Raw genomic sequence first — 14,464 nt, forward strand, 5'->3', positions numbered from 1 at the left:
GCCGGGGGTGGCCTGCCCATGCGGGCACAGCCGCTGACGGGGCGAAAAAGGCCGGTGCCGCATATTGGGGCCTAGGACGGATTGAGTATTTACGGCAAGAAAAAGCCGGGGCGTGGCTAAAGCGTTTTGCGATAAACTTGGATCACAACTTATCGCGAAACGCGGCACAACGGCCAATCGTTGCACGCGTTTCGCCTTTCGCTGATGGCTCAGGTCAAAGGCGAAACGCTTTAGCCCCGGGGGGTGCGCCCGTAACGGCCCCTTAGCGCGGGCGCGGTGCCGGTGAGCAGGTAGAAAGCGCTTTCGACGATGCGTCGCAAGAGGCTGCGCGGGCGGGGGGGCGGCAGGTCGTCCTCGGGTGTGAGGTCGAATGTGTCGGGATCGAGCAATTCGACCTGCTCGGTTTCGAGCGCATCGAGAAAGGCCGCGGCCTCGATGGCGCGCGAGGCCTCGACCATGACCGGCACTCCGCCAAGGGCCACTGACAGATATTGCACATTGGAAAGCGTGTGGAAGCCCGGCACGAAGACGCGGAAGCCTGCGCCCTCGAGTGCGGCGACCACCAGCATCGCATCGGACGGGCCGAAGACTTGGGCGATGCGGGTCAGACCGGGGGCGTGGCCGAGGGGCATCAGCGCATCCAGAAGCCGTTGCGGCGAATGGTGTTTCGGATTGCCTGCTCCTTGCGGGGCATGTTCTCGCGGTCGAAGAGGTCGCGCACCTTGTGGCCGCGGCCGTGGTAGATCATGAACTTGATGGCGTCGTGGTTCTTGAGCAGTTTCTTGACCGGGTTGGGGGCGCTGATCTCTTCCAGCAGGGTGACGACATCATCGTTCTCGCGGGCGTAGAGCAGCGGCAGCAGGCGGTAATGGCACGACACCTCGCCGTCGAGCAAACCGGCGGGCAGCGTGTCGCGACCGCCGCCGAGGGAATGAATGACGAGCGGTAGCGCCACCTGGTCGAGCCAGGGGTCGAGAGACTGGCAGACCAGTTCGGGGGGCGAGTCGTCGCGGATCGCCAGCGCGTAGTCGAGGAAGCGCTGACCGAAGACATGCGGGCATTTGTAGAAGAAGAAGCCGGCGTTGAAATAAAGGTAGCGGCGCCAGTATTCGTCGGGCAGCGACGTGTCGAGCGACGATTCGAAATCAAGCCCGAACTTGTCGTAGAGCGACTTCCACGTTTGGGTGTAGCCGGGACCGTAGAGCTGGATTTCGGGCCATGTGCCTTCGCGTTTCAGGGAGGCGGTGGGGCGGTCGAAATCGAAGGGCACGCGGGAGAGGTCGCCGGTGATCAGAGTGTCGGTGTCGAAGAACACGAACGGCTCGTCCTTGGGCAGGGCGGTCAGGCATTCGATCTTGTTGCCGTAGGGATAGGCGTGGCCGAAATGCTTCGTCTCGAAGGGAACGATCTCGGCGCCATAGCTTTCCAGCAGGGCGCGGATGTCGCCGCGCATGGTCGGGTCGTTCTTCCACAGAGGGCCGGGCTGAGGCTCGGCCACGAAAAGGCGGCCGGAAAATCCGGGGCTGCGGGCGCGCAGGGAGGCGGCGAAGAGCACGGCCTCGAATTGAAGCCGCCCGGCATGGCCGACAACCACGATATTGAACGCTTGGTTTTTCGCTTTTGTCGCGGCCATAATCCGGTCACGCCTGCCTGAACTGCCCTTTCGGGGCAGTATAGGCGGTGCGGTGCGGTTGCGCGAGAGGCAGTTGCGCAGATTTTTGAAAGGAAAGGTATTTTCGGATGATCGACTGGTTTTTCATTGGCCTGGCCGTGGCGCTGGGCGGGCAGCCCGGCGGGCAGGAAATGGCTTCGGCGGGATCGGCGGAGGCACCGTCTTCGAGCGCTTTCGAAGCCGAGGATCAGACGCCCACGGGCAAGTTCACCACCGCGACCGAGATCAAGCCCATCGTCGAGGCGACGCGCGGCAATTGGGTCGCGGTGCGAGAATACGATGGTCAGGATTGGCTTTACCTGACGCATTTGCTGAGCTGGCGCTGCGGGATGCACCAGATGCGTGTCGACGTGAATGGCGGTACGCTGGAGGTTTGGGAAATGCCGGCCTGCCAGACCGAGACTGCGACACCCAACGCCATCACCAGCGAAACGGTCCTCTACCGGACGTTTCCGCCCGGGTCGGTCGACAGCGTCGAGATCGAAATTCTCTACGATGATCTGGACACAGCGGCGGGGGCGTTCGGGCGGAAAGAGGTTTTGATGCCCTGAGCACGCACGTCTTTCTTGCTCCGCGCCAAAGGTTTTGCGAAAACCCTAAAGAGCGGGCGCGCCTTCAAATCAGCCATGGCGTACCTATATTGATGTTAAGGTAATTAACTTTACGCGAAGGGGAACGGTGATGGCGAATTTGGATGCGCAGGTGCGCGAAAGTCAGGAACAGGTCGCATCAGCGCAGGCGAAGATTGCCGAACTGACCAGCAAGATCGAAACCGCGCGGTCCAAGATCAAGGGCGGCGAGGATGCGAGCCTCGATATCGAGAACGCGACGCTGGACGAGGTGCACGCGCATACCGAGACGATGAACGCAAACATCGCCGAGCTGATCATGGGGCTGGACGACGTGACGGCAGGGTTCTCGCGCGATTTCGACGAGATGCGCAACAAGACGGGCTGGGAAAGTTTCGTCGGCATTTTCAGCCGGCACAAGGCCGACAGCATGCGCCAGGACCGCATTCGCACCGCCAGCATCGACGACAAGTTGCAGGACCTGATCTCGAAATCAGACATCATCGTGCAATTGCTGGAAGGTCAGCTGCGCACGCTGGAAGAGCACAAGGTGAAGGTGGAAACGAACCTCACCGAGACGCTGGACGAGCGCGAGGCGACGGTGGGCGAACTGGAAACGCTGCGCGCCGATATCCAGGGGATGGATCCCAAGATTATCGAGCTGGAGAACAAGATCGCCAACGAGACCGACGCAGCGGCCCGCACCAAGCTGGAAAGCGAGCTGGCGGAAATGAACGCCAAGTATAACGAGATGGTGCAGCAGGAACAGGTCAAGCTGGCCAAGTCGCAGACGCTGGAGCGGTATATCGAAAAGGGCAAGACCTGGGTCGACAGCCTTCAGAACCAGGCGGCGACGCAGATGGTGCTGATCAACAAATTGCAGACCGACACGAAACAACGTGTCGTGCTGTATGATGCGCTGACCAAGTCGTTGAAAACCGCGCAGCAGCAGGATGTGGCACACCGGATCAACGAGATCGGCGTGCAGACCGACCAGGAGGCGCAGAGCGCCATGGCCGGGATCGGCGCGGCCACCAATCAGAAGATGGCCGACATGCTGGAGGCGCACGAAGATCACATGGTTTTTGCCCGCGAGGTGCTGGAGGCCAAGGCCAAGGCGGACGAGCGGTTCGCGCGGCGGTTCTCCAAGATCATCGAGAAGCACGACGCCAACGCGTATGGCGGCTAAGGCATGGGGCTGGGAACGCTTGCCATTGTTCTGTCGGTCGTCTGCCTCGTGGTGTCGTTTGTCTTTACCGTTCCGGCTTGGGTGAACCTTGTCGGTGTGGGATTCGGCGTTGCGGGTCTGTTGCTGATCAGCCGGTCGCGCCGCGATGGTGGCAACGGGTCGTGAGTGCGATGTCCAAAGAGCGTATATCCGGCCTGGTTTTACTTTTCGGCATCGTGGTGTCGGGTGGCATGGCACTGGGCGGCTACAGGTTGGGACATGACGAGATGATGGCCTGTGGCGTCATCGGGATGATCGTTCTGGCGGTCTGGGCCTTCGTGAAGCCCGGCGCCGGGTCTGGCTACTCCAGCTTTGATAGTGACGGAGCTGGTGGGTCGGGTGACGGTGGCGGGGGAGGTGAATGACCGCCGACGCCCTGACATCTGACCGCGCTGCGCTGACCGACCTCTTCGCGTCGCGGCGCTACTTCGCCAAGTTCGAGCGGATCACGGCGCATCTGAATCGCGTGGCCGCCGTGATGCAGGCCGAAGGTAATCTTGGCAAGCAGGAGGTCGAGGTCCTGACCACCTATGTTCAGGGGATCGCCTATACGTTCAAGGCGCTGAGCATGAAATACCTGCTGGTCGGGCGCGATACCGGTCAGTTTTTCGGCTCTCTGGCGATGGACGTGGAGGAAAGCGGTTTTCCCATGTTCTCGGAACTGATGGTGATGGCCAACGACGCGGCGCAGGCGCGGCGGCACCTGGACGGGATGCCGGATACCGGAACGCTGAAGCGCGAGATGGTCGAGCAGATCATCTCGGAACGGACGATCCCGACGCGGCTGCAATTCGCGCTCTCCCAGAGGCTTTATTACGAGGAAATGCTGCGCGGACACCTTTTCTGGGCGCAGAACGATCCGCAGATCCAATGGGTGAGCGGGCTGGACGAGCGGCGGCGCTACCTGTTGCACTGGGCGGTCTATGACAGCCAGGTGAACCTGCCGACGATCTACTTGATGGAGGTCGAGGATACCGGTCGCGCGCCACTGGGCAAGGACGAGCGGCGCTGGCCGGAGGTGCAGGCGCATCTGATGGCGCAGAGCTTGGGCGGTCTGAAACTGCTGACCATCGCCAAGGGGTTCGACGAGAGTTTCGACGATCTGCACCCCAAGCGGATGCGGCGGTTTCACGTCGGCCCGATGTACAGCGACGCCTTCACCCGCCAGAGCGGGCCGCTGCGCGAGGTGTTGGCGCAGGCTGACGCACCCGTTGGGCAGGACTGGGCGCTGGCGTGGACGGACGAGGTGCTGGAAAGCGAGCGCGTGATCGAGGAGCGCGCGGGCTGGTTCGGGACGGTGGAGCGCGAGGTCTTCGCGCTGGACCCGTTTTCGGGGCAGGGGGCGGAGACCGGGGCAACGCGGATGGAGCGCAGCATCATCCTGCCCGAGCGGCCCTACCAGGTCCTGGCCGAGAAAACGCCGCCGGGGTTTTCGTCGGTCACCAAGTACGTGGTCAGCCCGGGGGGGCGGGTGCTGCGGTATTGATGTGCGGTGGGGTGAAACCCCACCCTACGCCAGATTTGTAGGGTGGGTTTCAAACCCACCATTGGGGAGAAGAAGATGAGCCTGACGGCAGACACGATGGAATTGCGCGAAGAGGATATCGCCAAGCATTACGCGGCAGCGGCGGCGATGTTGGCGGGGTTCGACCACACACCGCGCATTGCCAAGCCGGGCGACGCGCCGCAGGAGGAAAAATCGGCCGGGTTGGGCACGCGGCGGCGGTTCCGGACGACGACGCCGGGGCTGGTGACACGCTCGACCGCGCGGCCTGAGGGCGTGCACCTGGTGGAGCGGATCGAGGCCGCCGACGGCGACGACCCGCTGGTCAGCCCGATGCAGGCCACGGTGCTGCACGGTTTGCGGCGGGCGATTGCCGTTGCTCTGGCAGTGGGCGAGCAGTTTTCCGACGCCACGGGGCTGGCCGATTTGCGGCGGGCGAACCTGGCCGGGTCGCTGGGCGCGGACCGCAAGACCGAGTTCACCGAGCTTCTGGGTGCCGAGGCGCTGGCGGTGGGGCATGTCTTCGCCAATGCGACGGCGTTCCTGCTGGCGCCGCTTGGCAGCGAGGTGAGCGTCGAGGTGGGCGAGGTTGAGGAGGTTCTGACAGACAATTCTCAACTGGCTTTGCATGGTGCGTTGTGGGAGCTGGACCAGGATATCGCCGCCCATGCCGGAGACGATGCGCGGCTGGTGGCGACGGTCAGCGCCTTTGCAGAGCAGTTGATGGAGAAGATCGCGCTGCGCGCCCAGAATGCCGGGCGGCTGGCTGCCTTTACTGGCGCAAGCTGGCGGGTGGAGGCGGATGACTTCACCATTCGCGGGTTCGAGCCGGCGGCCAAAGGCAAGTCCAGCACGTTGACCATGACCTTCAAGCAGCCGCACGAGGTGGTGGGCAACCATATCGCCAAGTACCAGGCGCTGAAGCTGTCCAAGATGCTGATGGCCTATGATTTCGACCGGCGGCTGAATCCGTTCGCGGAGCTGGGCGGGTTCATCTTTACCTTCATGGGGGATGGCAAGCCGGGCACGGGCAAGACGACGCTGATCCAGATGATGGCGGGGCTGATCAAGGGCTATTGCGACAACGCAGGCTATCCGTTCCGGTATCAGAACCTGAGCACCGAGAGCATCGACAGCTATCAGGGCAAGTCGGCGCAGAATGCCAAGGCGTTCATCAACACCGTGATCGATCCGGGCGTGATCGGGTTCGGGACGATCGACGATATCGACCAGCTGGCGGGCAAGCGCGGCGACCGGCAATCGAGCGCCGGGCAGCTGGAGATCACCGCCGTGCTGATGGAGAGCTTTGCCGGGGCCAATACGGTGGTCCGGGGGAACTGCACGTTCGGTATGTTCTCGAACTACCCCGAGAACGTGGATGACGCGCTGCGCCAGAGGGCGGGGGCGCGGTTCCTGGTGGACGGGCCGCAGACGCGGGAGGATTACATCGATATCCTTTACCTGCTGATGGGAAAGAACCACGACATTCCGCTGGGCCAGCACGAGTTCTATGCCGCGCAGGAGATCAAGAAGGCGGTGGCGGCGTCGTTCGAGAGCCACGCGCGGCCGCATGAGGAGGGACTGATCCGGGTCTATGAGCGCGTGGAGAAGGATATCGGCAAGTTGGACACGATTGCCAAGCTGGGGACGTACCTGAAGGGTATCCAGGAGGCGGATGAGCGGTTCACGGGCCGTGCGATCAAGAACATTACCGACGCGGTGAAGGTGCGGGCGATGGATTTCGAATTGCCGGACGAGTGGATGGAGAAGCCCGACCTGTTCCTCTTCAAGTCCTATGAGGAAAAGAAAGGGATGATCGAGGAATTACGCCAGCCGATCACGGTCGAGATGGTTGTTCAGGAAATCAATCGGTACGCGGATTCCGAGTTCCGCTATGCGGACAAGTCGGACGAGGTGGCAATCGAGACCATGGTGCGCGATTTCGGTCGGACGGAGGAGGCGAAGCGGCGGTACCTGGCGGAGAAGGAGGGCGGTGCGTGAAAACACGCGCCCGACGGCATGAACGATACGAGCGTGACATTGATGAACACGGGCCTGCCTCTGCTGATCATAGGCGGGTTTGCGGCTTTGTTGCCGTGGCTATTCACGCCGCGGGAAACCCGGTCGCACGGCCGGGTTCTGGTGTCGGTCGTAGCGTCGGCGGGTTTGATGCTGGGGCTGAGCGCGGTTGTTTTCGCACTTTTCGACAAGCGGAGCCTGCTGGGTGGGCAGACGCTTGCCGGGCAGGGCGCAGTAGCGTGGATGTACCTGCGGACCTCGCTGGCGGCAGTAGTGGTGTGGGGTCCGGTTCTGGTCTTCATCTGGCTGGGCCTGGCGCAGCGCGTGGAGCGGTTGCGGGACCGCGATATCGTGCGGGGAGAGGCTTGATGGACGCGCGTGCAATTATTTCAGGCACCCGTCCCGGGCTTGAACCGGGATCTCACACTCGCAGCCGCGAAGAGGCCCCGGATCGGGTCCGGGGCGCGGGGGTGTTTGTGACGGGCCGGGGATGGTGGGTTGGAAACCCACCCTACGGAGGTGGTGCATGGAACGTCTGATCAGATCCGGCCTGATGTTCGGCAACCTGGTGCATGTGGCGAGCCCGGCGCTGGTGGAGCGGTATAATCGCGCGCTGAAGCATCTGACGGGCAAGACCACCAGCCTGACGGATTTCTACGTCGATATCTCGGGCTATTCGCCGGAGGTTGGGCATGAGCTGGGCGATGACCTCTACCTCAACCATGCGGGGGTGAACCGGCAGTTCATCCTGCTGACCACGGAGCAGAAGCGCGCGCCGCTTCTGAATGCGCAGTTTTCGACATCGCGCGGCATCCTCAAGCAGTTCATCGAGGAGAACGAGCCGGCGCTGTTCGCGCTGACCGCGCGGGATGCGGTGGCGGGCGAGTTGGTGAACTCGGTCTATGACATGTCGAGCCCCGCGCGGCTGTTCGATATCCGGCGTATCAAGATCGAGGCGGATACCACCAACGGCGCGCTGCGGCAGGCCGAAAAGCTGGATGAAAAGGTCGAGCGGTTCATGTCTGAAGAGGACGCGTGGTTCGACGACGTGCTGATTGCCGAGATGATCGAGCTTGCGGGGCAGACCGGTGACGTGCTGCGCAATCCCATTGATCTGAAGGAAATGAGTTTCGAGCAGCGCAATTACTGGACCAGTCACTTTGGCGGGGTGTACCTGTTTCAGGACTTGGAACTGCCCGGTGTGATCTGTGCGCAGGACAAAACGCCGTTTGAGGGCGGCCGGATCGATTATGTATTCGACATGTCCGACCGCAATCGGGTGGCCAGTTTTCTTGACCTCAACGGCCTGGTGGAGCCGATCGTCAAGGCGCGCGGCATCGACGCGGCGGCGATCCTGCGGCAGAAGATGGATTTCGTGCTGGTCGACGCGCTGGCCGGGGAAGGCGTGGAACTGGCCGGCCGCACCCGGGCCGAGATGCGCCGGCTGGCGCGGCGGCATTCGGACCTTCTGCCCGAAGAATTCCATACGCTGAACGCGCTGCTGAACTGGGCGGAGAATGGCGGGCCGTGGCCGGTCATCACTTCGGACAACCCGGCCTATTTCTATACGCTGCGGGCGGCGGCGCACAAGGACGCGGAACTGGTCAACATGCTGCTGGCGGAACTGGCGCCGAAGGATGTGCGGCAGCTGTTCATCTGCCACAAGAGCCTGTTTTACCGCCGTTACGAGACATGGGCGGACACCAAACGGGCCTATGTCGTCGATGTCCTGCTGAACGAATACCAGGTGGACAAGCTGGGCACGCGCGCGGCACTCTTTGGCCACGAGGCGCCGATGGAAGAGCCCGCGCCGCCGAAAGCGCCCGAACCGGCGTCGGACCTGGAGGCGGTCGTGGCGCGGGTCGGCCCTTGGGGGCCAGTGACGCGCCGGGCGGGCACGAAGGGAAAGGGATAGAACATGGCGGCACTGGCACGGCTACTGATCATCGGGTTCATCGTCTGCACGATCCTTTACGTGGTGCTGTCGCTCTATTCGCGCAGCGTGCGAAAGGCCAAGCTGCGCGAATGGTGGGAAGAGGAAGGCCGGCCCGGCGACCGTGACGCCTATATCGAGAAGGGGCTGGAAGACTATGACGGCTCGCTGCGGCGCAAGCTGATCCTTGGTGTTTACGTGGTGCCCTTCAGCATCGTGGCCGCGATCATCTATTTCACGAACTTCCACTGAAGGGGCGGCGCGATGGTGTACCTGAAATGGCTTTTCTGGGCGGTGTTCTGGGTGCTGGTGGCGGCGTTCTTTCACTATACCCTTCTGCAGACCGATATCGTGCGCGTCACGGATACTTATGAAAAGCGGATCGATTTCGGCGAGAATAGCCTGTTCTGGGCCAGTCCCGATGCCGGCAACGACGCCACGGCAATCAACCGCGACGTGTTCTTCATCCAGACGGTGCGGGCGGATGGCAGCACCATGGTCTATCGCAACGAGGACACAAGCTGGGGCTGGCCGCCCTATTTCAAGTTCGACACGTCCAATTTGCAGGCCGAGGCGGCCGACCTGAAATCGACCTCGGAAGCGCCGCGCTGGGCCGCGTTGAAGCATTACGGGTGGCGCAACGAGTTCCTGTCGATCTTTCCCAACGGGGTGAGCATCTGGCCGGTGGCCGGGCCGGATGTGGGCAAGCCCTTTCCGTGGCTGAATATCCTGATACTCGCGGTCTTCGGGCTGGTCGCCTACGGTGTCTGGCGGCTGTGGCGGCGGTTCCGGGCGCGGCGGATCGATCCGGTCTGGGACGGGGTCGAGGCGCGGTTCGACGCGGCGGGCAATGCCATCGAGGACCGGCGCGGACGGGTCCGGCGCTGGCTGGATACCTGGCGGCCCAAGGACAAGCGCCGGGGCTGAAAGCCGGACCCCGCGGCCTTAGGCGGCGTGGGTGCGCCCCGCGTCGGAAGCGCGGCCTTCGTCGGAGACGCGCATCGAGTCGGAAACCCATTGAGGCAGCACCAGCGGCGCCATTGGGTTCGGCGCGCCGCGCAGCACGTTCTCGCGCAGCCGGGCGACCATGTCGGATCGTTTCGACTGGCTGCCTGACATGATGTGCAAGAGCGCCTCGACTTGCATCGCATCAAGTGGTGGCTGTGGTGGCGCGGGATGCAGGTTGAATGGCGCGGGATCGAGCCCGATATCGCGCAGGAAACTGCGCAGGTAGGTCTCTGGCCCCAGCTTGATCCGCTCGAACTGGCGCGACTTCACCTGAATGTCCGGGTGCAGCCCCGCAAGCTCTTGTTCCAGCGACGGAAAGTTGATCGAGTTGAAGTTCACGCTGCGGCAGAACTGTTCCAGCGGCATGGCGACCTGGTTCTGGCGGATCGCGTCGGAATAGAGGCTGAGCAGGTAGCTTTCGGCGTTGCGGGTGTAGAGCAACAGGCGCGTGTCCCCGAGCGGGAGGCCGGCCTGGGCGTGTTGCAGATTGGTCGCTGCCTGCGGGTAGAAGCCCGGGTGGGCCTCGTCCCACATCAGGCTTTGGATCATCGAGGGACCAAGGCGGTGCTCGTCGGAAATGAGAACCGTTTCGGCGCCGGCCTCGTTGGCGGCCCGCGTGATGGCGGTGTTTGTGGCTTCGAAATGGCCGATCTCGTTCGGGAGCGAGCCTGGCTTGTGCCGGCGGCGGATCATGCGCACCTGGCGGCGCAGAAGTTTGGGGGTTTCGGCGTTCACGTAGAAGACGCCCTGGGCGCGCAACTGGTCGAGATTGGCCGAAAGGTTTTGCTGCAATAGCATGGACGCCGTCCTGTGGACGCCCAGATGGATAACGTATTTCATGGACCTGCCCGGTGCCTGTTTTGTATTTTTATGTTCATAGTGTAGCGCATGTGGTGGAATCGCGCAATATTTCGCCGATGCAATCCAGTGCCGATCATCCTGCGAATAATCGGACCGGCTGCGGCGCGGGGCAGGGCAAAGATTATTCTGCGAATAATCTGGCGCGTCGGACAGCCGCAGCGGCCTGCTGCGCGGCTTTGCTTCTGCCGACTGGACAAAGGTGGGGGAGTGGTGGGCGACCTAGGAATGCCCACCATTGCCGTAAGTGCTTGAAAACGCCCGTTCCGCGAGTAGCGAGAGTTGCGTAATGTCTCACCTTAGTGTCTCACCTAGCGGCGACTTGCAATAGGTTCACTGGGAACTCGTTCGCGCTCCAGATGTATTCACCATCGTCAAGGGTTTTTAGGCAGGGGACGAACGGCTTTCTCAAACGGGTAAGAACTGGACAGGAAGCGTCTCCCGCTCAGCTATCTGTTCTCACTTCGAGGGGGAGTCGTCCGGGCGGTCCAGTTCCTTCATGGCATTGGTGATCTGCATTGTCTCGACGGAAACGCGGGTCACACGGGTTAGCAAGTCGATGGCATGCTCTTTGTAATCGGCAAAGCGGTAGGTGTTGAACTTCTTGGCCACGGTTGGGTCGCGAGGTTTCTTCTCTTTGTACTGGTCAAGTATCCATTCAAGGCCCGAGCGGTTGCCCAGCTTGTATTCCCAACACTCGGGCGGAATGCCGGTGAGGGTGGTTTCACTGTCCAACTCAATCGTGCCCGCATCCTTGTCGGCCTTGAGTTTTGGCTTGGGATTAAGCCCCGCTGATCTGGCCTTGGTGTCTTCCACATCGATGCGCTTCAACTTCCAAGGTTTGACAGTCTCATATCCGATATGCAGATCCAGAAGGGACTGGCCCCAGTCCCGCCATTGGTGAAAGTAGGCATAGAACGGGATACGGGGGAACTCGCGCGTGAGGTTGATCGCATAAGTCTCGCGGTAGATCGGATCATGCAGGATGGCATAGACATAGGCAAAAATGTCATCCTTGGTGATCTTGGCCTTCTTGCCGTAGCGCTTGGTGAACTTGTTTAGCGCCCAGTCAGTGATGTTGTCGATCTGCGTTCCGTCTGAGGTGTAGCGGAAACGAGGGAGTGTCTGTGACCCTCCTGAAGCAGGGCTTACGAAATTCAAATCAGGCAGAAGATCGACCGCGATAGTAGTGTAGGGCTTGCCAGTACTATCACCCATGAAAGTTATGGAAGGCGTAGACCATTTCCCTAAACCGAAAACAGGAATGGTTAGGTTTGACATCTCATTGAATGCCAGATCACGATACATAAACTTCTTTACAAAGGGTCTGTAGTTTGCCCTGACTATCCGACTCGCGGAAAACGTATGGGGCTTTCGGTTTAGTAAATCTCTCTTTACTGACCGCGTCCACTTGATCGAATAGTCGAGCGCATCTGCTATCTTCTTTGGGTCTTTCAAAGCTCTTAAACGTTTTCGATCTTTTTCGTACATTTCAACAAGGTTAGCCGCTTTTTCACTCAAGCTATCCCTATCAAAGTCATAAACCCAATCGTCTCTATTGGTTGCCACACCAAGTGTATACAACTTGAATATGGACCTCTCCTGACTGCTTGATTTTGCGGATTTGGTTTTTTTGTCACCTACCGGGAGCAAGTCGTCCCACGCATTTTCATTTTGATTAACCCAACTCGCGCGATGGTCGGGATAAACCATGGAAAATTCTGCCTCTGAAGGTTTAACAGCCCCCAGCCACGTCAGCTTGTCCTCTGCCGTCTCCATCTCTGGCCTGCGCACGTAATGGATTTTGCAGTCCCGCTGCTTCCTCTTGCCCAACTGCCGACGAACACAGAAAGATATCGCCACGCCTGTCTGGATGCCAAAGACATTGTTCTTGGTCCCGGACAGCTTGGGATTAACGCGCACATCCCCACCCAGATCGACCACATAAATCTCGTCAAACTCTTCGGTCAAATAGCGGCGGAACCCGTCAAAGGTCCGGCTGTCGATAAAGCTGCGATTGGTGACAAAGGCGATCACCCCGTCATCATGCAGCCGGTCAGACGCCCAGCGAAAGAAGCGGGCATACATGTCATACACCTTGGTCTTTTGTGCCGTGCTCAGCTTGACGAATGACCGCTTTATCAGCCCGTCGATATGCGGATATGTGCGGTTCTTGTTGTTGTCATTCTCGTTCTGTTGGTTGGCATTGTAGGGCGGGTTGCCGATCACCACGGATATCTTGCGCTTGTTTTGCCGTTTCACCCGCTCCACGTTTTCATCGGAGATCGACGCGAAAAGGTCAAACTGGTGACCCGATTTGATGCCCAGACCGCCGATGTTGTCCAGTGTGTCCACAAAGCAAAGGTTAGGGTACTCTGTGAACTGGCCTGATACGGCCTGATAGGTCGCTTCGATGTTCAGGTTGGCCACGTAGTAGGGCAGGATGGCCACCTCGTTGGCATGTAGCTCTTCGAGATACTTCTTGCGCAGCTTCTCGGGCTGGCCCCTGAAGTACTCGATCAACTCGCAGATGTACGTGCCTGTACCAGTTGCCGGGTCCAGTATCTCTACGCCTTCATCTATGAGCCGCTTGCCAAAGTGCTTGTCGGTCAGCCAATCAGCCCCTTCGATCATAAAGCGCACAATCTCGTTCGGGGTATAGACAACGCCCAGCCTGTCGGCGGCGTCCGGGTTGTAGACCTTGTAAAAGTTTTCATAGATGACCTTGAGGAAGGTCTGCTTTTCCGTGTGGCTGCTGATTTGCGCGGCGTTGGCGTGAATGGCGGCGTAGTAGGGCTGCAAGGCGCGGAGTGTGGTTTTCTTCACGTCACGAGTAAAGAAAGCGCCTTCTAACTCATAAAGCAGACGGGCAATGTTGTTTTGGCGATGGAAGTCGGCTTCATCAAAGACGCGGGCAAAAATTTCTTCGGTCAGAATATGCTGCAACAGCATTTCACGCACATCAGCGCGGCCTAGTGTCGGGTTGATAGTCTCTTTCGCGTGGTTAAGAAACTTTTGCGCTGCCTTCTGAAACGTCTTGTTTGACTTATAGGCGTCGTCAATCTTCTCACGAAGTGCAGCCAGCACTGCGGGAAGATCGACCTTGAATTGCTCTACTGCTCGGCGGAACTCGGCAATCTCTTGACGTTCATAGGCAAAGAACAGCGAAAGAAGCCGATCCAACTCCTTTGTGTCCGTCATAGCGCAACGCAACACTTCCTGTCTGTTCTGGATCAGTACCGCGATATCGGAGTTTTCGTAAATGATGTTGTCCTGAGGGTAGCCTTTGCGCTGCTTTTTCTCAATTTCGTGGTCTATGTCGTCGTCGGTATCTTTCGCTTCCCAATATCCCAGAGGCACCCGCACATCATGCAGGATCGTGCCGTCCGGGTAGACGCTTGTGTTTAGCTTGGTGGCATAAAGCAATTCAGGAATGAAAATCAGGTCATTTGCCTTAGCCCAATTCTTCATTAAATCCTTGAATGCTTCACGGACCACTTGTTCGGTGGAAGTGCCCGAAAACTTCTTAAGACGGTCGATCTCTGCGAGGTAAGAGTTGATAAGTCTCTGGCTCATTACTGTCCCAAACGTTTTTGAGCTACAGTCCTGAAAAGGCACCGTTCGGTCAACCTGAAGTCGTCAGCGACGCTACAGCACTTGAAAAATACGGCAC

14 protein-coding genes are annotated in these 14,464 nt (G+C 60.1%); 10 read left to right on the top strand and 4 right to left on the bottom strand.

Going from position 1 to position 14,464, the window contains the following annotated elements:
* Positions 1–230: 230 nt before the first annotated feature.
* Together RBB18_RS11785 and RBB18_RS11790 are read right to left on the bottom strand one after the other, a co-directional pair.
* Positions 231–632, bottom strand: coding sequence for a hypothetical protein (locus tag RBB18_RS11785; protein ID WP_103762420.1), 402 nt, complete (start codon positions 630–632; stop codon positions 231–233).
* Complete coding sequence (locus RBB18_RS11790) at positions 632–1,633, bottom strand: hypothetical protein (RefSeq protein WP_306111817.1); 1,002 nt, start codon at positions 1,631–1,633, stop codon at positions 632–634. The genes RBB18_RS11785 and RBB18_RS11790 overlap by 1 nt, the downstream gene beginning before the upstream one ends.
* 107 nt (positions 1,634–1,740) lie before the next feature.
* Between RBB18_RS11790 and RBB18_RS11795 the strand changes: the two genes are divergently transcribed.
* From RBB18_RS11795 to RBB18_RS11840, 10 genes are all read left to right on the top strand, one after another.
* Positions 1,741–2,223: a hypothetical protein gene (locus RBB18_RS11795; protein ID WP_306111818.1), complete on the top strand. Its 483-nt coding sequence runs from the start codon at positions 1,741–1,743 to the stop codon at positions 2,221–2,223.
* A gap of 130 nt (positions 2,224–2,353) precedes the next feature.
* Positions 2,354–3,430, top strand: a complete 1,077-nt coding sequence (locus tag RBB18_RS11800) for a hypothetical protein (protein ID WP_274592407.1) — start codon at positions 2,354–2,356, stop codon at positions 3,428–3,430.
* Positions 3,431–3,433: 3 nt separating this feature from the next.
* On the top strand, positions 3,434–3,595 hold the full coding sequence (locus RBB18_RS11805; RefSeq protein ID WP_170067152.1) for a hypothetical protein: 162 nt from the start codon (positions 3,434–3,436) through the stop codon (positions 3,593–3,595).
* Between the two features lie 5 nt (positions 3,596–3,600).
* The gene (locus tag RBB18_RS11810) at positions 3,601–3,834 is read left to right on the top strand and encodes a hypothetical protein (RefSeq protein WP_306111819.1); all 234 of its coding nucleotides are present in this window, start codon (positions 3,601–3,603) and stop codon (positions 3,832–3,834) included.
* A complete protein-coding gene (locus tag RBB18_RS11815; protein WP_306111820.1) occupies positions 3,831–4,955 on the top strand; it encodes a hypothetical protein in 1,125 nt (374 codons plus the stop codon). The genes RBB18_RS11810 and RBB18_RS11815 overlap by 4 nt, the downstream gene beginning before the upstream one ends.
* Before the next feature lie 75 nt (positions 4,956–5,030).
* Positions 5,031–6,974: an ATP-binding protein gene (locus RBB18_RS11820; RefSeq protein ID WP_306111821.1), complete on the top strand. Its 1,944-nt coding sequence runs from the start codon at positions 5,031–5,033 to the stop codon at positions 6,972–6,974.
* Positions 6,975–6,992: 18 nt separating this feature from the next.
* Entirely contained in the window at positions 6,993–7,361 is a 369-nt protein-coding gene (locus RBB18_RS11825) for a hypothetical protein (protein WP_306111822.1), read from the top strand.
* A gap of 157 nt (positions 7,362–7,518) precedes the next feature.
* Complete coding sequence (locus tag RBB18_RS11830) at positions 7,519–8,907, top strand: DUF6638 family protein (protein ID WP_103762427.1); 1,389 nt, start codon at positions 7,519–7,521, stop codon at positions 8,905–8,907.
* A 3-nt stretch (positions 8,908–8,910) separates the two neighbouring features.
* Positions 8,911–9,177, top strand: coding sequence for a hypothetical protein (locus RBB18_RS11835; RefSeq protein ID WP_103762428.1), 267 nt, complete (start codon positions 8,911–8,913; stop codon positions 9,175–9,177).
* A 12-nt stretch (positions 9,178–9,189) separates the two neighbouring features.
* Entirely contained in the window at positions 9,190–9,852 is a 663-nt protein-coding gene (locus tag RBB18_RS11840) for a DUF1523 family protein (RefSeq protein ID WP_306111823.1), read from the top strand.
* A gap of 18 nt (positions 9,853–9,870) precedes the next feature.
* On the opposite strand, the gene RBB18_RS11845 is transcribed toward RBB18_RS11840, so the two are convergent.
* Positions 9,871–10,731, bottom strand: a complete 861-nt coding sequence (locus RBB18_RS11845) for a hypothetical protein (RefSeq protein WP_306111824.1) — start codon at positions 10,729–10,731, stop codon at positions 9,871–9,873.
* Between the two features lie 519 nt (positions 10,732–11,250).
* Complete coding sequence (locus RBB18_RS11850; RefSeq protein WP_306111825.1) at positions 11,251–14,367, bottom strand: type ISP restriction/modification enzyme; 3,117 nt, start codon at positions 14,365–14,367, stop codon at positions 11,251–11,253.
* Between the last annotated feature and the right edge of the window lie 97 nt (positions 14,368–14,464).

Origin of the sequence: Roseovarius sp. MMSF_3298 (assembly GCF_030733705.1) — a bacterium.
Classification (GTDB): domain Bacteria; phylum Pseudomonadota; class Alphaproteobacteria; order Rhodobacterales; family Rhodobacteraceae; genus Roseovarius; species Roseovarius confluentis.